The 19,389-nt window shown below is 69.8% G+C and carries 19 protein-coding genes; 6 read left to right on the top strand and 13 right to left on the bottom strand.

Annotated features, from left to right (window positions below; translation table 11 throughout):
• Window positions 1-12: 12 nt before the first annotated feature.
• The 5 genes from MUY22_RS10875 to MUY22_RS10855 all read right to left on the bottom strand — a co-directional run bounded on the left by MUY22_RS10875 (window position 13) and on the right by MUY22_RS10855 (window position 4,848).
• Entirely contained in the window at window positions 13-864 is an 852-nt protein-coding gene (locus MUY22_RS10875) for a metal-dependent hydrolase (protein WP_247059281.1), read from the bottom strand.
• Complete coding sequence (locus MUY22_RS10870; RefSeq protein ID WP_247059280.1) at window positions 861-2,333, bottom strand: NAD(P)/FAD-dependent oxidoreductase; 1,473 nt, start codon at window positions 2,331-2,333, stop codon at window positions 861-863. Before MUY22_RS10870 ends, MUY22_RS10875 begins: the two co-directional genes overlap by 4 nt.
• 81 nt (window positions 2,334-2,414) lie before the next feature.
• Window positions 2,415-2,888, bottom strand: coding sequence for a pyridoxamine 5'-phosphate oxidase family protein (locus tag MUY22_RS10865; RefSeq protein WP_247059279.1), 474 nt, complete (start codon window positions 2,886-2,888; stop codon window positions 2,415-2,417).
• A gap of 9 nt (window positions 2,889-2,897) precedes the next feature.
• A complete protein-coding gene (locus MUY22_RS10860) occupies window positions 2,898-3,812 on the bottom strand; it encodes an SDR family oxidoreductase (protein WP_247059278.1) in 915 nt (304 codons plus the stop codon).
• Between the two features lie 130 nt (window positions 3,813-3,942).
• Window positions 3,943-4,848, bottom strand: a complete 906-nt coding sequence (locus MUY22_RS10855; RefSeq protein WP_247059277.1) for an aldo/keto reductase — start codon at window positions 4,846-4,848, stop codon at window positions 3,943-3,945.
• Between the two features lie 72 nt (window positions 4,849-4,920).
• On the opposite strand from MUY22_RS10855, the gene MUY22_RS10850 reads away from it, so the two are divergent.
• Together MUY22_RS10850 and fbaA are read left to right on the top strand one after the other, a co-directional pair.
• The gene (locus tag MUY22_RS10850) at window positions 4,921-5,742 is read left to right on the top strand and encodes an LLM class F420-dependent oxidoreductase (protein WP_247059276.1); all 822 of its coding nucleotides are present in this window, start codon (window positions 4,921-4,923) and stop codon (window positions 5,740-5,742) included.
• A 161-nt stretch (window positions 5,743-5,903) separates the two neighbouring features.
• Window positions 5,904-6,935, top strand: coding sequence for a class II fructose-bisphosphate aldolase (fbaA, locus tag MUY22_RS10845; RefSeq protein ID WP_247051700.1), 1,032 nt, complete (start codon window positions 5,904-5,906; stop codon window positions 6,933-6,935).
• Between the two features lie 51 nt (window positions 6,936-6,986).
• Here the strand turns inward: fbaA and MUY22_RS10840 are convergent, their stop codons facing one another.
• From MUY22_RS10840 to MUY22_RS10830, 3 genes are read right to left on the bottom strand one after another with little or no spacing between them, the layout of a single operon-like run.
• Window positions 6,987-7,391: a type II toxin-antitoxin system VapC family toxin gene (locus MUY22_RS10840; protein ID WP_247059275.1), complete on the bottom strand. Its 405-nt coding sequence runs from the start codon at window positions 7,389-7,391 to the stop codon at window positions 6,987-6,989.
• A complete protein-coding gene (locus MUY22_RS10835; RefSeq protein WP_247059274.1) occupies window positions 7,384-7,662 on the bottom strand; it encodes a type II toxin-antitoxin system Phd/YefM family antitoxin in 279 nt (92 codons plus the stop codon). Before MUY22_RS10835 ends, MUY22_RS10840 begins: the two co-directional genes overlap by 8 nt.
• 30 nt (window positions 7,663-7,692) lie before the next feature.
• The gene (locus tag MUY22_RS10830; protein WP_247059273.1) at window positions 7,693-8,865 is read right to left on the bottom strand and encodes a hypothetical protein; all 1,173 of its coding nucleotides are present in this window, start codon (window positions 8,863-8,865) and stop codon (window positions 7,693-7,695) included.
• Between the two features lie 255 nt (window positions 8,866-9,120).
• On the opposite strand from MUY22_RS10830, the gene MUY22_RS10825 reads away from it, so the two are divergent.
• The gene (locus MUY22_RS10825) at window positions 9,121-9,531 is read left to right on the top strand and encodes a DUF3151 domain-containing protein (RefSeq protein ID WP_247059272.1); all 411 of its coding nucleotides are present in this window, start codon (window positions 9,121-9,123) and stop codon (window positions 9,529-9,531) included.
• A gap of 91 nt (window positions 9,532-9,622) precedes the next feature.
• On the top strand, window positions 9,623-10,267 hold the full coding sequence (locus MUY22_RS10820; protein WP_247059271.1) for a TetR/AcrR family transcriptional regulator: 645 nt from the start codon (window positions 9,623-9,625) through the stop codon (window positions 10,265-10,267).
• Window positions 10,268-10,277: 10 nt separating this feature from the next.
• On the opposite strand, the gene MUY22_RS10815 is transcribed toward MUY22_RS10820, so the two are convergent.
• The 3 genes from MUY22_RS10815 to MUY22_RS10805 form a co-directional block, all read right to left on the bottom strand.
• Window positions 10,278-11,441: a GGDEF domain-containing protein gene (locus tag MUY22_RS10815; RefSeq protein ID WP_247063808.1), complete on the bottom strand. Its 1,164-nt coding sequence runs from the start codon at window positions 11,439-11,441 to the stop codon at window positions 10,278-10,280.
• Window positions 11,442-11,764: 323 nt separating this feature from the next.
• Window positions 11,765-13,024 (bottom strand): MFS transporter, encoded by a 1,260-nt coding sequence (locus MUY22_RS10810; RefSeq protein WP_247059270.1) that lies wholly within the window; start codon window positions 13,022-13,024, stop codon window positions 11,765-11,767.
• A 313-nt stretch (window positions 13,025-13,337) separates the two neighbouring features.
• Window positions 13,338-14,483 carry an LLM class flavin-dependent oxidoreductase gene (locus tag MUY22_RS10805; protein WP_247059269.1) on the bottom strand — a complete coding sequence of 382 codons (1,146 nt, stop codon included), beginning with the start codon at window positions 14,481-14,483 and terminating at the stop codon, window positions 13,338-13,340.
• Window positions 14,484-14,608: 125 nt separating this feature from the next.
• Here MUY22_RS10805 and MUY22_RS10800 point away from each other — a divergent pair, with 125 nt between their 5' ends.
• Window positions 14,609-16,501 carry an FAD/NAD(P)-binding domain-containing protein gene (locus tag MUY22_RS10800; protein ID WP_247059268.1) on the top strand — a complete coding sequence of 631 codons (1,893 nt, stop codon included), beginning with the start codon at window positions 14,609-14,611 and terminating at the stop codon, window positions 16,499-16,501.
• On the opposite strand, the gene MUY22_RS10795 is transcribed toward MUY22_RS10800, so the two are convergent.
• Window positions 16,485-17,591, bottom strand: coding sequence for a glycosyltransferase (locus MUY22_RS10795; RefSeq protein WP_247059267.1), 1,107 nt, complete (start codon window positions 17,589-17,591; stop codon window positions 16,485-16,487). The genes MUY22_RS10800 and MUY22_RS10795 overlap by 17 nt on opposite strands.
• Window positions 17,592-17,607: 16 nt before the next feature.
• Window positions 17,608-18,507 (bottom strand): glycosyl hydrolase family 18 protein, encoded by a 900-nt coding sequence (locus MUY22_RS10790; RefSeq protein WP_247059266.1) that lies wholly within the window; start codon window positions 18,505-18,507, stop codon window positions 17,608-17,610.
• Window positions 18,508-18,750: 243 nt separating this feature from the next.
• Here MUY22_RS10790 and MUY22_RS10785 point away from each other — a divergent pair, with 243 nt between their 5' ends.
• Window positions 18,751-19,389, top strand: coding sequence for a hypothetical protein (locus MUY22_RS10785; protein ID WP_247059265.1), 639 nt, complete (start codon window positions 18,751-18,753; stop codon window positions 19,387-19,389).

The following is a 19,389-nucleotide window of genomic DNA, read 5'->3' as shown; positions in this document are numbered from 1 at the left end:
GTCGCCCGAGGGTCACCCCGCCGCCCGCGCGGCGGGCGACGAAGCCAGGTAGGCCACGGCCTGCTCGGTGTTGCCGGTCTCGGCCGGGTGGTACGACTTCCGGAAGTACGGCCGGATCTCGCGCAGCAGCTGACGTCCGGTCGGCAGCAGGCCCTTCTTCGCCGCTCGGCGATAGCCCCGCAGCGACGCGCGCCCCGGGCGTGTCGGGTCGTTGCGCATCAGGAACCGCGTGCCGCGGGCGAAGACCCACGCCAGCACCGGCGTCACCGCGGCCATGCTGCGCACCCGGCGGGTGTAGCGGCCGTCGAGGTGCGTGAACAGGTCGTAGGCGACGGACCGGTGTTCGACTTCTTCCGCGCCGTGCCAGCGCAGCAGGTCGAGCATCACCGGGTCCGCGCCGGCCTCGGCGAGCGGCGCGTCGAGCACCCACTGGCCGAGGAACGCCGTGTAGTGCTCGATCGCGGCGATGATCCCGAGCCGTTCGACCAGCCACTCCTCGGCGGCCCGGCCGGTGAGATCGCGGTCGCCGAGCAGCTTCCGGAACAGCCACTCCATCTGCGCGATGTAGGGCCGCACGCGCACGCCCGCGGCCTCCAGGTGCGCCGCGGCGCCGTCGTGCGCCTCGGCGTGCACGGCCTCCTGGCCGATGAAGCCGAGGACGTCCTCCTTGAGCCGCTCGTCGCGGATCAGCGGCACGGCCTGCTTGAACACCTCGACGAACCAGCGCTCGCCCTCGGGCAGCGCGAGGTGCAGCACGTTGATGGTGTGCGTGGCCTGCGGCTCGCCGGGGATCCAGTGCATCGGCAGGCTCGCCCAGTCGAAGTGGACGTCCCGGGCGTGCAGGACGATCTGTTCGTCGCTCATGACGTGCGCCCGGAAAGCTCGTAGTCGGCGGGGTCCACCTTCCGCGTTTCCAGCCAGTAGCGCCAGGTGAAGCCCGGCCAGATGGTCCGGTTGACGCCCTTGGCGTCGAGGTACCAGCTCTTGCAGCCGCCCTGCGTCCAGACGCCCTTGACCAGCTTGTCCTGGATCTCGCGCTGGAACTCGTCCTGCACGCCCGGCCGGACGTCGATGGCGGCGGCCTCGCGGGAGTCGGCCAGCTTGATGGCGTCGACGACGTAGCGCGACTGCGACTCGATCATGAAGACGACGGAGTTGTGGCCCAGCGCGGTGTTCGGGCCGAGCAGGAAGAACAGGTTCGGGAAGCCGGACACGGTGATGCCCTTGTGCGTCCGCATCCCTTCGGCGGCCCACTCCTTGGCCAGGTTGCGGCCGTCGACGCCGGTGATGTCCAGGTACTCGAGCGCGTCGGTGACCTTGAAGCCGGTGCCGTAGACGATCGCGTCGACCTCGTGCTCGACCCCGGCGGCGTCGACGATCGAGTGCGCCTTGACCTCCTTGATCCCGGCGGTGTTCACGTCGACGTTCGGCCGGTCCAGCGCCGGGTAGTAGTCGTTGGAGATGAGGACGCGCTTGCAGCCCATCGTGTAGTCCGGCGTGACCTTCTTGCGCAGCGCGCGGTCCTTGATGCCCTTGGTGATGTTCCGCTTGGCGATCAGTTCGCCGGCCTTCATCACGCCGGGGTGGCCGTTGAAGCCGATGGCGCGGGCTTCGAGGACCCAGTAGAGCGCGTTGCGGTAGGCGCGCTGGGTGCCGGGGACGCGGCGGAACAGCGTCCGCGCCCACTCCGGCATCGCGTGGTCGGGCTTGGGCATGATCCACGGCGGCGTCCGCTGGAAGAGCGTCAGCTCGGCGACGTCCGGGGCGATCTTCGGGACGAACTGGACCGCGCTGGCGCCGGTGCCGACGACGGCCACGCGCTTGCCGCGCAGGTCGTACTCGTGGTTCCACTGCGCGGAGTGCCAGGTCTGGCCCTGGAAGTTCGCGATCCCGGGCAGCTCGGGGACCTGCGGGATGTGCAGGCCGCCGACGCCGGAGACGAGGAACTGCGCGGAAAACTCCCGGCCGTCCTTGGTCGTCGCCGTCCAGCGGCGCTCCCGCTCGTCCCAGTGCGCGCCGGTGAGTTCCACGCCGAAGCGGATCTTCTCGCGCAGCCGGTACTTGTCCGCGACGCCCTTGAGGTAGCCGAAGATCTCCGGCTGCGGCGAGAACGACCGCGACCAGTCCGGGTTCTGCTCGTAGGAGAACGAGTACATGTGCGACTGCACGTCGCAGGCGCACCCGGGGTACGAGTTGTCGCGCCAGGTGCCGCCCACCTCGGTGGCCTTCTCCAGGATCACGTAGTCCCGGATGCCGGCCTTTTCGAGCTGGATCGCCTGGCCGAGCCCGGAGAACCCGGTGCCCACGATCACGACCTTGAACCGCTCGGTCATCTGTCGGCCTCCGCTGCGCTGGGGGTCTGCCGCAGATGACGTTACCTCAAGTAACAGTTACTTGGAAGTACTACCTACCCGTTAGTACGCCCCGCCGAGCTTCGTGTGGTCCCAGCTGACGATCTTCGTCGGGCGGAAGACCAACCCGACCCGCTTGGGGGCCTGACCTGCGATGAAGCCGCTCAGCTCGGACGGTACGGGGTCGCCCGGCTTGGCGCCCGCGTAGCGCTGCATGAGCGTGATCCCCATCCGGGTGACTTCCTCGGTGTCCTCGACGAGCTCGACGTCGGCCTCCAGCGAGACGCCGCGGAGCTTCTCGTAGCTGCCGCCGTCCTCGATGAGCACGGTCGCCTCCGGCAGCCGCCGCAGGTTCTTGGCCTTCTGCGACGTGCCGTACGTCCAGGTCGCGACGCCGTCCTCGTGCGGGTAGTACCAGAGCGGCGCGAGGTGCGGGCGGCCGTTCGGGCCGACGCTGGCGACGTTGATGACCTTCTGCTCGGCGAAGAACGCGCGGACCTCGTCCTCGGTCATCCTGATCTGGTCGCGACGTGACATCCGCAGCTCCTACGACTTGGTGGTGGCCGCGCGGCCGCCGTGCCCGGTGACCGCGGACTCGAACGCGCCGCGGGCCTCGATGTCGGCGAGCGCGGCCCTGTCCGCCGAAGGTACCCGGCTGCGGGACCCGATTTCGATGATCGGCGGCAGGAACGCGCGGAACAGCTTGAGCCCGCCGACCCAGCGCGGCACGTGGATCGTCCTGGCGCGCTTGAGGATCCCGGCTTCGAGGTCGTCGAGGGCGACGTCCAGCGGGTAGGTCTTGCCGATCAGGCCGGGCATCGACGAGCGGAGCTTGCCGAACACCGGGTGCGCGTCGGCGCTCTCGACCAGGTCGGTGCGGATCCACGTCGGGTGCGCGACGCCGACCTTGACACCCAGGTGGGCGACCTCGGCGCGGAGGCTGTTGGAGAACGCCTCGACGCCGGCCTTGGCCGCGGAGTAGTTCGCCATGCCCGGCGCGTGCGTGATCGCGGCCAGGCTCGAAATGGCCAGCAGGTAGCCCTTGCGGTCGATGACGTGCGGCAGCGTGACGCGGAACGTGCGCCAGACGCCGAGCAGGTCGACCTCGATGACCTTCTCGAACGCGGCCCGGTCGACCGAGCGGACGAAGCCCGCCGTCGCGATGCCGGCGTTGGCGATGACGATGTCGATCCCGCCGAAGTGCTCGACGACACCGGCGGTGGCCGCTTCGAGCGCGTCCCAGCTGGTGACGTCGGCTTCCCAGGACTTCGCGTTGACGCCGATGCGGTCGGCGACCTTCTGCTGCTCCTCGGCTTCGAGGCCGACGAGAGCGACCTTCGCGCCGCGCGCGGCGAGGCGTTCGGCCAGGCCGGCCCCGATGCCGCGGGCGGCGCCGGTGATCAGGACGACTTTGCCGTCGACCTTCTTGGTGCCGCTCAGCAGCGAAAACGGGTTGGCCACGGTGCCCTCCTGGACGTCGCACGTCGCTTCTGAAGGGCACCGTACCCCAACTTACCCGCAGTAAGCTACCCAAGAGTAGTTGTCACTTTCCCTAGGAAAGTTGCGTCGCCAGGGCCTCGGGACGCATCTTTCATAGGGAAAGTGACGCTACTTCGTCTGTAGTCAGGTCGAGCGTCACCGACGCGATCAGGTCGGTGAGCTGCTCGGGCGTCCGGGCGCTGGCGATCGGCGCGGCGACCGTCGGCTGCGACCGCAGCCAGGCCAGCGACACCGTGGCGACCGAAACGCCGTGCGCCTGGGCGATTTCGTCGAGCGCGGCGAGCACGCGCTCGCCGTGGGCGTCCAGGTAGGACGACGCGCGGGCGGCGCGCGGGCTGTCGACCGTCTCGTCCTTCGAGCGGTACTTGCCGGTCAGGAACCCCTTGGCGAGGGCGAAGTACGGCAGCGTGGCCAGGCCTTCGCGCTCGACGAGCGGCGCGAGGTCCTGCTCGTAGTCGCGCTCGACGAGGTTGTAGTGCGGCTGCAGCACGGCGTAGCGCGCGAGGCCGTTCTCGTCCGAAATGGACAGTGCCTCGGTCAGCCGCTCGGCGTTGTAGTTGGACGCGCCGAGGTAGCGGACCTTGCCCGCGCGGACCAGGGCGTCGAACGCGGTGAGCGTCTCCTCGAGCGGGGTGTCCGGGTCGTCCTTGTGCGCGTAGTACAGGTCGATGTGGTCGGTTTGCAGGCGCCGCAGCGAATCCTCGGCGGCAGCCTCGATGTTCTTCGCCGAGAGGCCCGGCCGGCCGTCCCACATGCCGACCTTGGTCGCGACGACGACGTCGTCCCGGTTGCCGCGCGCGGCGAGCCAGTTGCCGAGGATCTCCTCGGAGCCGCCGCCCCCGCCGTAGAGGTCGGCGGAGTCCACGAAGTTGCCGCCGGCCGCGGTGTAGGCGTCCAGCACGGCGAAGGACTGCGGCTCGTCCGCCGTCCAGCCGAAGACGTTGCCGCCGAGGTTGAGTCCGTACACGTCGAGGTCGGTGTTGCCCAGCTTGGTCATGTCACCACGCTAGCTTTCCCACGAGCTGGGAGGGTGGGAGGAAAACCGCCGTCCCACGCGTTGGAGTGTTCCATGGCAATCGAACTGGGCAAGCTCGGAATCTGGCGGTACCACGGGAACGTCGACGCGAAGTTCGCGGCCGACGCGGAGGAGCTCGGCTACGGCGCGATCTGGCTGGGCGGCTCGCCCGGCGGCGACCTGGCGCACGTCGACGACCTGCTCGCCGCGACGGACTCGCTGGTCGTCGCGACCGGCATCGTGAACATCTGGCAGGACGAGCCCGCGGACATCGCGAAGGCCTACCACCGGATCGCCGGGAAGTTTCCGGACCGCTTCCTGCTCGGCGTCGGGGCGGGGCACCGCGAGGCGACCAAGGAGTACAAGAAGCCGTACGCGGCGCTGGTCGACTACCTCGACGGCCTCGACGCGGCGGGCGTCCCGGTCGAGGGCCGGGCGCTGGCGGCGCTGGGCCCGAAGGTCGTCAAGCTGTCCGGCGACCGCACCGCCGGCGCGCACCCGTACCTGACGACGCCGGCGCACACGCGCGACACCCGCGAGATCCTCGGCGCGGGCAAGCTGCTGGCCCCGGAGCACAAGGTCGTCGTGTCGACCGACGCCGCCGAAGCGCGGGCGATCGGCCGCAACACCGTGAAGTACTACCTCGGGCTGTCGAACTACGTCGCCAACCTGCGGAAACTCGGCTTCACGGACGAGGACCTCGAGGGCGAGGGCAGCGACCGCCTGATCGACGCGCTGGCCCTGCACGGCGACGCCGACACGGTGGCCCGCGGCCTGGCGGCCCACCTGGAGGCGGGCGCGGACCAGGTGATCGTCCAGGTCCTGAACGAGGACCCGTGGCCGGCGTACCGCGCGCTGGCGGCGGCACTGCGCTGAGTGCGTGACGCCCGTCCGGCCGCCGGTTCCGCCGGTGGCCGGACGGCTTCCTTCTGAACCGATCCCACGTGCGCGGAAGTTTCGGAGCGGGGACCGGTGTGCGGCGGCGGTACACCTCGTACGATGCGGTCGGGACCCATCCCTGCCAAGGAGGAACACCGATGCCCATCGCGACCCCCGAGGTCTACGCGGAGATGCTGGATCGGGCCAAGGCGAACGAGTTCGCCTACCCCGCCATCAACGTGACCTCGTCCGAAACCGTGAACGCCGCCATCCGCGGCTTCGCCGAAGCGGAGAGCGACGGGATCATCCAGTTCTCCACCGGCGGCGCCGAATTCGCCTCCGGCCAAAAAGTCAAGGACATGGTCGTCGGCTCCGTCGCCCTCGCCGAATTCGCGCAGGTCGTCGCCGCCCGCTACGACGTCAACGTCGCCCTGCACACCGACCACTGCCCCAAAGACAAACTCGACGGGTTCGTCCGGCCGCTGATCGAGATCTCCGCCGAACGCGTCAAAAACGGCCAGAACCCGCTGTTCCAGTCCCACATGTGGGACGGCTCCGCCATCGACCTCGACGAGAACCTCGTCATCGCGCAGGAACTGCTGGCCAAGACCGCGGCGGCGAACATCATCCTCGAAGTCGAGATCGGCGTCGTCGGCGGCGAAGAAGACGGTGTCGAGGCGGAGATCAACGAAAAGCTCTACACCGCCGAAGGCGACTTCCTCAAAACCATCGACGCGCTCGGCTCCGGCGAGAACGGCCGCTACCTGCTCGCCGCCACCTTCGGCAACGTCCACGGCGTCTACAAGCCCGGCAACGTCAAGCTGCGCCCGGACGTGCTCAAGGGCGGCCAGGAAGCCGCGTCGAAGAAGCTCGGCCTCGACGCCGGGTCCAAGCCGTTCGAGCTGGTCTTCCACGGCGGCTCCGGCTCACTGCCGGAGGAGATCCGCGAAGCCGTCTCGTACGGGGTGGTGAAGATGAACGTGGACACCGACACGCAGTACGCGTTCACCCGCCCGATCGTGGACCACTTCTTCAAGAACTACGACGGCGTCCTGAAGATCGACGGCGAGGTCGGCAACAAGAAGGTCTACGACCCCCGCTCCTACCTCAAGGCCGCCGAGGGTGGCATGGCCGCCCGGATCGTGGAGGCCTGCCAGGCCCTGGGCTCCGCCGGCACGAAGCTCAAGTAAGACGCACACACGAAGGGCCGCCACGGTTTCCGTGGCGGCCCTTCGTCGTGTTCAGACCTCGACGACTTCGAGCAGGCTTTCGAGGCCTTTGAAGTCTTTCGTATTGCGGGTGTACAGCGGCAGGTTCCGCACGGAGGCGATCGCGGCGATCATCAAGTCCATCTTGCGCGGTCGCGGGTCACGCTTGGCTGCCACGGTGAGCGCTGCCAGTGAGCCGAACCGTGTGGAAGCATCGGCGTCGAACGGAAGCGCTACGTAGTCCACCATTGCGGCCGCGAGGTCTTCTGTGCGCGCGGCCTTGGTGACGGGGTTCTTCGCCAGCGCCACGCCTTGGTGGAGTTCGGCCATCGTGACGGTCGTGATCTGGTGGACTACCGGCAGCTTCTCCGGATCCAGGTCGACCAGGTCGAGGTAGACGCAGGTGTCGAGCACGCCAAGTTCGTGCCGCTCAGCCACGAGACCGTTCCCAAGGGTTGTCGTCATCGGTCAGGCGGTCCTCGCCGAAGAACTCGTCTGCCTCACGGCGCAACTCCGCAGCGTCTACGCGGGGTAGCCGCCGACGCCGGGCAATTATTTCCTCGGTGGTGAGCTGGCGCCGCTGGGACAGTGGTCGCAACTCGGCGATCTCCACGCCGTTGCGCGTGACGTGGAAGGTCTCGCCGGCTTCGACGGCGTCCATGACCGCAGCTGAGCCATTGCGAAGCTCCCGTTGGCTGATGATCTTCACAAAACAAGTGTAGCACTGCGTGCTACACGTTTACTGTCGCGCATTCCACCGCCGGGTCACCGGCCCGGCCGCTGCCCACAGCACGAACACCGCCACCAGCGCCACCCCCGCCGTCCAGTACTCCGCCGGTGGGGCCGACTCCGTGTGCGCGTCGCCCAGGACCCAGGGCCTGACCTGCGACTGCACCCACAGCGCCCCGTAGCCGAACGCCGTCACCAGCAGGGCTCCCGTGCCCGCCGTCAGCAGGCCGTGGCCGCGGCCGATGGTGAACGCCAGGTCCACGGCGAGACCCACGAAGAGCAGGTAGAACGGGATCGTCGAGACCGGGAAGCCCAGGCCCAGCAGCAGCGGCCACATCACCGCGCGGTAGGCGATGTAGGCCAGCGCCACGAACGTCGCCGACCAGCGGCGGCCCAGCGTGTGGCGGGCCAGGGCCAGGATCAGCGCCATCACGTCGATGCCCCACAGCGGGTACACCCACTCCGGGATCGGCATCGTGAAGTGCAGGATCGCCGTCCGGTCGACCGGGTGGCCGATCTGGTTCGCCGCGAACGAGAGCAGCGACGGCTCGGCCTCCGGTGCGCCGCGTTCCCACGCGCGCAGGCCGAGGATGCCGTACTCCTGCTGGCCGTTCGGGAAGAACGTGTTCTCCAGGAAGAACGCCCACAGCGCGAGCAGCACGCCGCTGCGGAAGCGGCCCGGCGGCGCCAGCCGGAGCCAGCCGAGCAGCACGCCCGCCTGCATGATGCCCGTGCCCAGGTAGAGCATCATGTGCGACGGGCTCCACGCGGTCAGGTCGAGGCCGTTGACGCGGTGGTTGATGACGTCCAGCGGCGCCGCGACCAGGAACACCAGCAGGCCGATCTGCATCAGCCGCAGCGACGGCTTGTCGGCGCCCAGTCCGGTGTAGCTGTGGATCGCCACCAGCACGACGATGATCACCGTGCCGACGGTGTTGATCAGGTGCGGCGGCGCCAGGTCGTCGCGCAGCCACATGAAGTGCCACGACATGTCCCACGACGAGCCGACCAGCTTGAACGCGAACGCCGCCAGCCACATCCCGTAGCAGAACCGGAGCACCCAGTCCGGTGTCGGCTGCCCGGGTGCGCCGCGGTGCCAGTGCCGCGTGAAGAACAGCCGCGTCTTGCCGATGGGGCTGCGCGGGATCACGTCCGCAACCGGGACGTCCACTGCCTTGGCCATGCGGACATCATGGCCGGTCGTGGTCACGAGCGGGCCAAGACAGTGGCAAACGACGCCAAAATCGGGGTTCACCCCTACGGGTGGACGATTTGCTTTCACCCAGCGGGGCTTGGCAGGGTGTGCCGCCATGATGCCGAAACGAGTTGTGGCCGCGGTCCTGATCGGCGCGCTGGTGCTGGCCGGCGGCGGGGTTCTCGCGGGCCTGTTCTTCTGACCCACCAGCCCCGGACCCGCGGGCGTGAGCAGAATGGGCGCATGACGCACAACCTGCTCGGCCCCGAGCCGACGCTGCTGCCCGAGCACACCGCCGCCCAGGCCGCGCTCGACGCCGGGAACGACCCGGCGACCGTCGCGGCCGAACACCCCTACTACAGCGAGGCGTGGGCGTCGCTGGCCGAGAAGGCCTTCGAGTCGGGGGAGACCGTCGCCGCCTACGCCTACGCGCGCACCGGCTACCACCGCGGCCTCGACCAGCTGCGCCGCGCGGGCTGGAAGGGCTTCGGCCCGGTGCCGTGGACGCACCGCCCGAACCAGGGCTTCCTGCGCGCCCTCGCCGTGCTGGGCAAGGCCGCCGGCAAGATCGGCGAGACCGAGGAGTACGACCGCTGCCGGACGTTCCTCGCCGACTCCGACCCGGCCGCCGCGGAAGCCACCGGCCTCAAGTGACCCACCCTCGTGAGTGGTCAGGGCGGTTCCAACCGCCCTGACCACTCACGACGGGCCGCGGCAGACCGCAGAACCAGTGAGGTGGGTCACCATGTCGAGCCCCGCTCCGCGCGGGCGGCCGCGGAAGCTCCCGGTCGCGGAGCAGCGCGCCCGCGTGCTGCAGGCGACGGCGAAGGTCGTCGCGCAGCACGGGATGCAGGGCGCGACGATCGAGCAGATCGCGCGCGAGGCCGGCGTCTCGCGCCAGGCCGTCTACGAACAGTTCGGCGACCGGACGGCGCTCTTCGCCGAGGTCGTGGCCGAGATCGAAGAGCGGGCCTTCACGGCCATCGCCGGCGCGTCGGTGGCCGATCCGCAGACCGGGCTGCGGGGGTGGGCGCGGGCCAGCTACGCCACCATGGTCACGTTCGTCGCCGACAGCCCGGAGGCCTACGGCGTGCTCCGGGCGGCGGAACGCGCGGGCGACCCCGCGCTCACGCGGCTGCGGGAGCGGCTGGCCGTCGTCTACGCCGACGCCACCGCCAAGCGGTGGGCCGCGCACGGCATCGACTCCGGCCGCGCCGACCGCGCGCTCATCACGCTCGTCTTCGCGATGACCGAGTCACTGGTCCAGGCGACCTGGGATGGCGAGCCGCCGCCGCAGGACGCCCTGATCGACCTGCTGACCGAGTTCACCGTCGGTGGCGTCGCCCGCCTGCAGACCAAGGCGAGCGACGTCATCGAACGGCTGCGCTGAACCAAGCCGGCTAAGCGGCGGCCATCGTCAGTTCCCGCGACCCGACGACGCGGTTGCGCCCGCCGTCCTTCGCCGCGTAGACGGCGGCGTCCGCGGACGCCATCACTTCCTCGATGGACGCCCCGTCGAGTGGGTAGCAGGCAACGCCGATCGACGCCGTCTGCCGCTTGATGTCCACCGCCTCGCCCTCGTTGGTCGTGGTGCTGATGATCAGCTCGCTGACCCGTTGCCGGATGCGTTCCGCCGTGACGATCGCGTCCTCTTTGGACGTCGACGGCAGCAGCGCGACGAACTCCTCGCCGCCGAACCGGCCGACCAGGTCGTGCGCCCGCGTCTCCTGCTTGACCACGGCCGCGACCGCCTTGAGCACGTCGTCCCCCGCTAGGTGCCCGTAGGTGTCGTTGATCCGCTTGAAGTGGTCGAGGTCGATCATCATGGCGCCGAAGCTGCCCTTCTCCCGCTCCGCGCGGGAGATTTCGCGCTGCGCGCCGTCCTGCCAGGTCGTGGCGTTGAGCAGCTGGGTCTTCTGGTCGGTGGTGGCGAGCTCTTCGAGCCGCTTGATCAGCATCGAGCGCTGCAGCACGTACAGCGGCAGGATCACCAGCACCGACAGCAGCGGCTCGTCGGTCAGCACCATCACCAGCAGGCCGCCGACGCACAGGGTGGCCAGCTCCAGCAGGTTGTCGTCCATGTTCCCCAGGCAGCCCTCGATCGTGGCGTTCTCCTCGTTGGCGAGGTAGAGGCCGACGCTGGTGAGCAAGGCGTTGACGACGAAGTAAACGGCGACCGCGACGCACACGGTCAGCACGCTGAGCTGCGGCGACACGTGGATCGCGAGCCCGGCGGTGCACGCGGAGAGGCTGGCGGTGGTGGCGTTGGCGGCGACCCGGTGCGGCTGCCCCGGCCGCGTGCCGGACCAGCTGCGCAGCGCCATGTTGAGGTAGAGCGACACGCTCAGCGCGACGACCAGGTGCGCCGGCAGCAGCAGGCCGGCCGGGATGAGCCAGACCGACGTCATGTTGACGTGCGAGGTCTCGCTCAAGCTGCGGCGTGCGCGCTCGATCCGGCGGCTGATCTCGTTCTGGGCGACGGCCAGTGCGAGCAGCAGGCCGAACATACCGATTTGGTCAAGGGAGACCGAGTTCGTGATCGTGGCGGCGGCTCCCCAAGCCAGCGCCGCGGTGATTGCGGTCAATGTGAGGGCGATCCAGCGCGGCGGCCGCCGCCAAAGCGCCCACTCCGCAACACCAAATACCCGGTCTTGTCCAGATCGTTCCCCCGATGTGACCATTTTTCCCCCAAGCTATTGCGTAGATGTGCGGTGACACCCCACTCACGGACAGTTTCAGCCCGTTTGCCTCCTGTCCACAAGGGCAATCGGTGTGTACCTTTTTCCTGACGCCGGATGAAGGGTGACCAGCGATGCGAACCAGAGACCAGTAACCAGGCGCACCGCAAGGTCGCGAGGTCTAGTGACCCGCGCGTGGGGCACGAGGATCAAGCGTGCTCGGCGCGCGGGGCTTCGTTGTCGACTCTGGACGTCGTCCCCGTGGTCATCGACCGGTGCCAGGCCACGGCCAGCGGGAGGGTGAGCACAACTCCTGCCACGCCGAAGATGCCGACCGTCGTCTGTGGACCCACCAGGTCCGTGAGCAGCCCGCCGATCAGCGGGCTCACCCCCAGCATTGTCGTCAGCCCCGTGTTGGACAGGCCCATCGTCTGCGCGCGGTTCTCGTCCGGCACCGCCAGCGTCAACGACGCCGTCGCCTGCAGCAGCGCCACCGAGCCGAACGCGCCCGACAGGACGAAGAGGACGATCGAGAGCGGCGTGCCGGGCTGGGTGAACCCCACCAGCATCGGCACGGCGCACAGCGCCGACAGCGGCGCGATCAGCTTCGGCCGGGCCTGGGCGGGCACCCAGCGCGTGAAGACGAACGTGCCGATCACGCTGCCCACCGGGTCGGCCGCCAGCAGGAGCCCGACGAGCTCGGGGCCACCGCCTGCCGCCGAGACGTACGGCGCCGCGATGCCCTCGTAGACCGGCAGCAGGCCCATCAGCCAGGTGAACAGCACGAGCGCCCGCAGCGCGGGGCTGGACCACGCCACCCGGCCGCCGGTGCTGATCATGGCGAAGAACGACTTCCGCTTCTCGGCGCTCGCGGCGGGCGGCCGGGCCTGGACGCCGAACCGGACGAAGGCCGCGGACAGCAGGAACGTGGCGGCGTCGATGGCGAGCGCCAGGTGCGGGTCCACCGCGAGCAGCAGCGCCCCGCCGCCGGCGAAGCCGAGCAGCTGCGCGGACTGGACCGTCATGCTCCGCACGCCCATGCCGACCACGAACCGGTCGCCTTCGAGCACCTGCGGCAGCAGCGCGAGCTGGGCGGCCTTGAACGGCGGGTTCAGCAGCGAGACGGCGCCGACGAGCACGCAGACGACCCAAAAGGGCAACGCGGGGAGGGCGACCAGCACGATCAGGCCGGCCCGCAGCAGGTCGACGACGACCATCACGGTGCGGCGGGAGAAGCGGTCGGCGAGGCCGGTCAGGAAGATCCCGCCGAGCAGCGACGGCGCGAAGGTCAGCGCGTAGGTCAGGCCGGTCAGCGTGGCGGAGCCGGTGGCGGTGAACACCAGGATCGACAGCGCGACTCTCGCCAGCTGGTCACCGGCGATCGAAAGCAGTTCCGCGAGCCACAGCGCCCGGAACTCGGCGATTCCGAACACCTCGCGGAACGTGACTCGATCCGGCGGTGCTGCCATGCGTTTCTCCGACCCTTTGTGCCAGTCCTTTGCGCTCCCTTGACCACCGGCGTGTCACGGGGCGATCACGAGACGTGAGTTACCTCCGCCAGTGTCTCGTGACTGTTGGTGAATCTCTAGGTTCTTTCGCCGGTATCGAAGGTGTGACGAAGCTTTCCCGAACGTGTCAGACGATAGCCCGCCGTGTCTGCCCGATCGCTCAGGAGTCACCAATGGATCATTCCTCACCCGTTGACCCAGGACCAGAGGCAAAAGTAGCCACCTCGCGCGGGGCGAGGTGGCTACCGGGTGAAGTGAATCGGGCGGCTCGGGCTCAGCCGTCGACGGCGAGGGCGTCCTCCGCGGGGGTCCGGGTGGTCCCGGCGGCCCGGGCCGCGTCGCGCTTGGCGACCTCTTCGCGGACGATCGGAATGACGTAGCGGCCGAAGTCGATCGTGTCGCCGAGCATGTCGTAGCCCCGGGCCGACAGGATTTCGACGCCGAGGTCGTAGTAGTCCAGCAACGCCTGCGCGACCGTCTCCGGCGTGCCGACCAGCGCGTTCGAGTTGCCCGCGCCGCCCGTCGCGGCCGCCGTCGGCGTCCACAGAGCACGGTCGAACCGCTCGCCCTGCGCCGCGACCGCCAGGAGCCGCTGGGAGCCCGTGTTCTCCGGCTCGGTCAGCTTGTGCCGCCGGGTCAGCGGCTGCCCGCCCTTGGTGCGGTCCTTGATCGCGCCGACCGTGCGGTGGGCCTTCTCCCAGGCCAGCTCCTCCGTCGGGGCGATGATCGGGCGGAACGCGACCTGGATGCGCGGCACGTCCGTGCGGCCGGCCGCCAGCGCCGCCGCCTTGACCGACTCGATCTGCTCGGCGGTCTGGGCCAGCGGCTCGCCCCACAGGCAGAAGATGTCGGCTTCGGCGCCACCGGCGGCGTACGCGGCCGGCGAGGACCCGCCGAAGGACACGCCCGGCCGCGGCTGCTGCACCGGCTTGATGTCGCTGACGTAGTCGGCGAAGCGGTAGTACTCGCCGTCGAAGTCGAACGGCTCGGTCGACGTCCAGGCCTTCTTGATGATCTGGATGGCCTCGCGGGTGCGCCCGTAGCGCTGGTCCTTGGTCAGGAAGTCGCCCTCGCGCTGCTGCTCGTGGTCGTTGCCGCCGGTGATGAAGTGCACCGTCAGCCGGCCGTCGGAGATCCGGTCGAGCGTCGCGAACGTCTTCGCGGCGAACGTCGGGTACGAGACGTTCGCCCGGTGCGCGAGCAGGATCTGCAGCTTGTCCAGCTTCGTGGCGACGTACGCGGCCGCCTGCGCGGGATCCGGCGACCCCGAGCCGTACGCGAACAGCACCCGGTCCCAGCCGAAGTCTTCGTGCGCGCGGGCCAGGCGCAGCGTGTACTCCTTGTCGAACACCCCGCCCGAGCGGGCGTGCGTCTCCGACCCGTCGTGCGTGCCCCCGATGCCCAGGAACTCCACCGGCATGACGTCCACCTTCTCTCGCGTCGCTCCCTCCAACGGCTACGCCTGGGCGCACCCGGGCGGCAACGACGTCCGCAGGGTGGAACGGCTCGAGGCTGCTGCGGGAACCCCGGCGTAGCTTCGAACACGTGGCCGATCCAGTGCCGTTCACACTCGCCGTCGTGGGCGCCGGACCCCGCGGGGTCGGCGTCCTCGAACGGCTCGGCGCGAACGCCGCCGAGCTGCTCGGCGGCCGGCGGCTCGAAGTCCACCTGATCGATCCCTTCCCGCCCGGGCCGGGCCGCGTGTGGCGCTACGACCAGTCGCCGTTGCTGCGGATGAACTCCATGCCCGAGGACGTCACGATGTTCACCGACGACTCGGTGAAGATGGCGGGCCCGGTGCTGCCCGGGCCGGCGCTGCTGGAGTGGGCGCGGCTGGTGCGGGACGGCTCGCTCGAGGCCGAGGTGCCCGCGGACGTCGTCGCCGAGCTGACCGCGCTGGACGCCTTCCACTTCCCGACGCGGCGGCTGCAGAGCGCGTACCTGACCTGGGTGTACCGGAAGATCCTCGGCGACCTGCCCGGCGGCATCGACGTCGTCGAGCACGCGGCGCGCGCGGTGGACGTCGACGGCTCGCTGGTCCGGCTCTCCGACGGAACGGAACTGCACGCGGACGCCGTCGTGTTCACGGTCGGGCACCTCGACGCGGAACCGGACGAGCGGGAGCGCGAGCTGGCGTCGTTCGCCGGGCGCCACGGGCTGGCCTACTACCCGGCCGGCTACACCGCCGACGTCGACTACTCCGCCGTCGAACCGGGGGAAACCGTGCTGGTGCGCGGGTTCGGCCTGGCGTTCGTCGACCTGATGCTGCTGCTCACCGAAGGCCGCGGCGGCCGCTTCGAGGAGCTCGACGGCGGCGGCCTGCGCTACCACCCGAGCGGCGCCGAGCCGGTGCTGCACGTCGGCTCGCGGCGCGGCGTGCCCTACCACGCGAAGATCGGCTACCGGCTGCGCGGGAAACCGTTGCGGCTGCCCAGGTTCTTCGACGCCTACGCCATCGACGAGCTGGCCGGGGCACCGGGCGCGCTCGACTTCCGCGCCGACGTCTGGCCGCGCGTGGCGAAGGAGCTGGCCTGGGGCTACTACAGCGAGCTGTTCTCCGGGCACCCGGACCGGGTGCGGCTGGACTTCGCCGTGTTCGCCGACGCCTTCGCCGACCTGGCCTGGGATTCGCCGGGGATGCGGGACCTCGTCGCGCGGGCCGTGCCCGCCGAGGAGGACCGCCTCGACCTCGACCGGCTGGACCGGCCGATGGCGGGCCGCGCGTTCGGGACGGCGGAGGAGTTCGGCAAGGAGCTGCGCGAATACCTCGAGGCCGACCTGTCTCGCCGCGCCGACCAGACGTTCAGCGCCGACCTCGGCGCGTTCATGGCGCTGCTTTCGGTGTACGGGCAGATGCCCGCACTGGTCCAAAAGCGACGGTTGAACGCGGCCTCCCAAGTGTCCGATATGGACGGCTGGTTCCACGGGTTCTTCTCGTACTACGCGAGCGGGCCGCCGCCGCGGCGGCTGGAGGAGCTGCTCGCGCTGCACGAAGCCGGGGTGGTTTCGTTCGCGGGCGCGGAAATGCGCGTGACGGCCGATGCCGAGCGCGGCGTTTTCGTGGCGTCCGGGGCGAGCTACCCGGGCGAGGTCGTGTCGCGCACGTTGATCGAGGCGCGGCTGCCGGGCCCGAGCGTGACGCGCGCGGCGGACGTCCTGCTGCGGCAGCTGCGTGACACGGGCCAGCTGGCGGAGGAGACGGTGGCGGACCCGGAGACCGGCGTGCACCTGCCGTCGGGCCGGATCCACACGCGCGTCTCGGACTCCCGCCTCCTGGACGGCGCGGGCCACCCGCACACGCACCGCTTCGCCGTGGGCCCGCACACCAGCGCCCGCTCGGCGGCGGCCTTCACCCGGCCGCGGACGAACGCGTCGTCGTTCCGGCAGAACGACGCGGTGGCGCGCGAGATCCTGGCGCTGGTCAACCCGCCCAGCTGACGAGCTCGTCGAGCACCTGCTCCGGCGCGGGCATGGCCGCGATCTCCCGGGCGACGCCTTGGGCGACGGCGCGCGGCTTCGGGTCGGCCAGCAGCTCGCGGGCCGCGGCTTCGATCGCGTCCATCCGCACGGCTTCGCCCACCAGGGACTGCGCAGCGCCCAGGGCGGTGAGCGTCTCGGCGTTGACGAACTGGTCGGCGCCCTGCGGCAGCACCAGCTGGGGCAGGCCGGCGGCGAGCGCGGCGAGCACCGTGCCCGTACCGCCGTGGTGCACGACCAGGCCCGCGTGCTTCAGCACCTCGGCCTGCGGCACGAACCCGGCGGCACGAACCCGGTCCGGCAGCTCGCCCAGCAGCGCGGGGTCACCGGGGCCGAGCGCCACCAGCACGTCGGCCGGCAGCCGGGCCAGCGCGTGCAGCGCCCCGCGCAGCACCTGCGTCGCGCCGAAAACCACGGTGCCCAGCGTCAGGTAGACGAACCCGTCGGCCGGCAGCGGCGGCAGCGGGACGTCGGGGTCGACCGGCGTCGGGCGCATCCGGAACACCTTCGGCACACCCGCGGTGCCCGGGTCGCGGACGCTGTCGGGCCAGACGTCGACGCAGGCGTCGCCGAACATGGCGTCCGCGGGGAGCGTGCCCCAGAGCGGGGCCAGCCGTTCGGTGGCGAGGGCCAGCAGCTCCGGCGGCATCGACCGGCCGATCACGACGGAGACGGCGGGGATCCCCGCGCGGCGGGCCGCCACGCCGGCGCCGACGTCGCTCTGCTCGTAGACGACGAGGTGCGGGCGCAGCCGCGGGAGCAGCGGTGTCAGGTCGTCGAGCAGCGCCACCGGCAGCAGCTCGCCGAACATCGTGATGCCGAGCTCGGCGAAGCCGGCGTCCTCGCCGTGCCGCCGTTTGGCCTCGGTTTCCGCGTCGCTGATGGCGATGCCGGCGCGGTGGGCCTCGAAACCGAGGTCGCGCACGGTGGCGAGGAAGACCTCACCGGTGCCGAACACGACGTCGTGGCCGGCGGCTTTCGCCGCGTCGGCCAAGGGCAGCAGGGGGAAGAGGTGGCCGTACGCCGGGCGGCACGAGAAGAGGATTCGCACCACCCGAGCGTACTGGTCAGCCCTTCACGACCGGGGCGATCTGCTGCACCCACTGCCACGGCGCGGACGTGCCGCCGGGCAGGGAGTTGAAGTACTCCCAGCCGTCGATCCCGCCGAAGTCCGGGTACTTCGAGACGAGACCGCGCACGGTCGACTGGAGGGTCGACATGGCGACGTAACCACTGCAGTTCGCGGGATTCGTCACGGTCCCGGCGACGACCTTGCTCGCGGGCACGATGCCGCGCTTGACGATGTTGTCGTAGCCGGACGTGCTGCTCAGCGAGCCCCAGCCGCAGTAGAACTGCGTGTTGAACCAGGAGATCTGCGCGCCGCGGTCGCGGTAGAGGGTGTCGTAGTTCAGCCCGGAGAGGCCACCGCCGCCGGTCAGCTCGCTCGCCACCGGGGCGAGCGTGACGAGGAACGAGCTGCCGAAGTCCGCCCGCAGCGCGTCGATCAGCTTGTTGAGCGCGCCGTTGGACATGTGCTCTTCGATGTCCAGGTCGATGCCGGACAGCGAGTACGTCCGGATCAGGTTGCGCAGCAAGGGGTAGTAGGTGTCGAACTGCGTTTCGAGCCGCTGGAAGCTGCCCGCCGCGGCCCCGCCGACGAAGGCGAGCACGTGCACCCCCTGGCTGCGCAGGGTCGCGAGGTCCTGCCACATCCGCGTGAACTTCGACGCGTTCGGCGGATCGTCGTTGAGGTGCACAACACTGTTCGTGTCGAGGTGGATCGCCCCGACGACGACGTCGGTGACGCCGGTGTTGTTCTGGGTGAGTGTGAGCGGTGAGACGTAGGTGGAGCCGTTGTAGATGGTCTGGTAGTAGACGATCACCCTGCGCCCGGCGGCGGCCGAAGCCGGCACCGCACCCGAAAGCAGCATCACCAAGGCCACGAAGGCCACGCCGATCCTCCGCATGGTCCAGACCATACGTCGCGGAGGGTGGTGAGGAAAGAACCCACCGTCGATCCTGTCCGGTTTTGTCGACTTCCAGTCTTGATTCCCCTCTGGGGCACGTCTTTTCTATCTGTGAAGCCTTCTGACCAGGTCTTTTGCGCTAAGTGGGTAAAGTCCGCAGTAGGTGCTACAGTCAGAATCGGTTTAGTGTCGCCTCTTCGTGTTGTATGACCAGGAGGCGAGAGAGTGGCCAAATTGCGACCCGTGAACTTCCGTTTCGGCGACAAGGTGCTGGTGCGGGAGTCCGCTCTCGATGGTTGGGCACCGGGGCGCGTGGTGCGGGTGGAGAACGTCGATTCGCGGCCCAGGCATCGCTGCGCATCGATCAAGGTCGCGACCAGTTCGTTGCTTCGCGATGGCTACCTCTCAGGTCTACGTGTGGTTCCCGCCGGAACGCCGATCTACCAGTACGCGACGCTCGACGAGGTCAGTCTCGTCAGGCACGATTCCCGGTGGGACCCGTTCGGCGTGAAGCCGTTCATGACTCCCGACGAGTACCGGGTCATGGGTGGGGTCGCCGGGTTTCCGATGACAGGCATGCCGGGGGCGACCCACGTCGGGGCTTACCAGTCAGCGACTTCGTACGACCCGGGTGATCCAGTGTGGGCTTGGGAACGCGGGTGGCGCAGGGCTGAGGTGATGGCAGCCAAGCCGTCCTGGGTGACCGTGCACTACCTGGACGGATACCGGTGCGAGAACGGCCGGCCGACCAAGAGCTACCGCCCTTCGGGGATCTGGCCGGTGATCTGCGACTATCCCGAGCCCATCCGGGAGATCGAGATCGAGCCGGAATGGCTGCGGAAGCCGGAACCGCTGCGGAGGTATGCCAATGGCCCGCACTGA

This window comes from Amycolatopsis sp. WQ 127309, from assembly GCF_023023025.1.
In the GTDB taxonomy this organism is placed as follows: Bacteria; Actinomycetota; Actinomycetes; order Mycobacteriales; family Pseudonocardiaceae; genus Amycolatopsis.
This window is presented reverse-complemented; position numbering and strand designations above follow the sequence as displayed.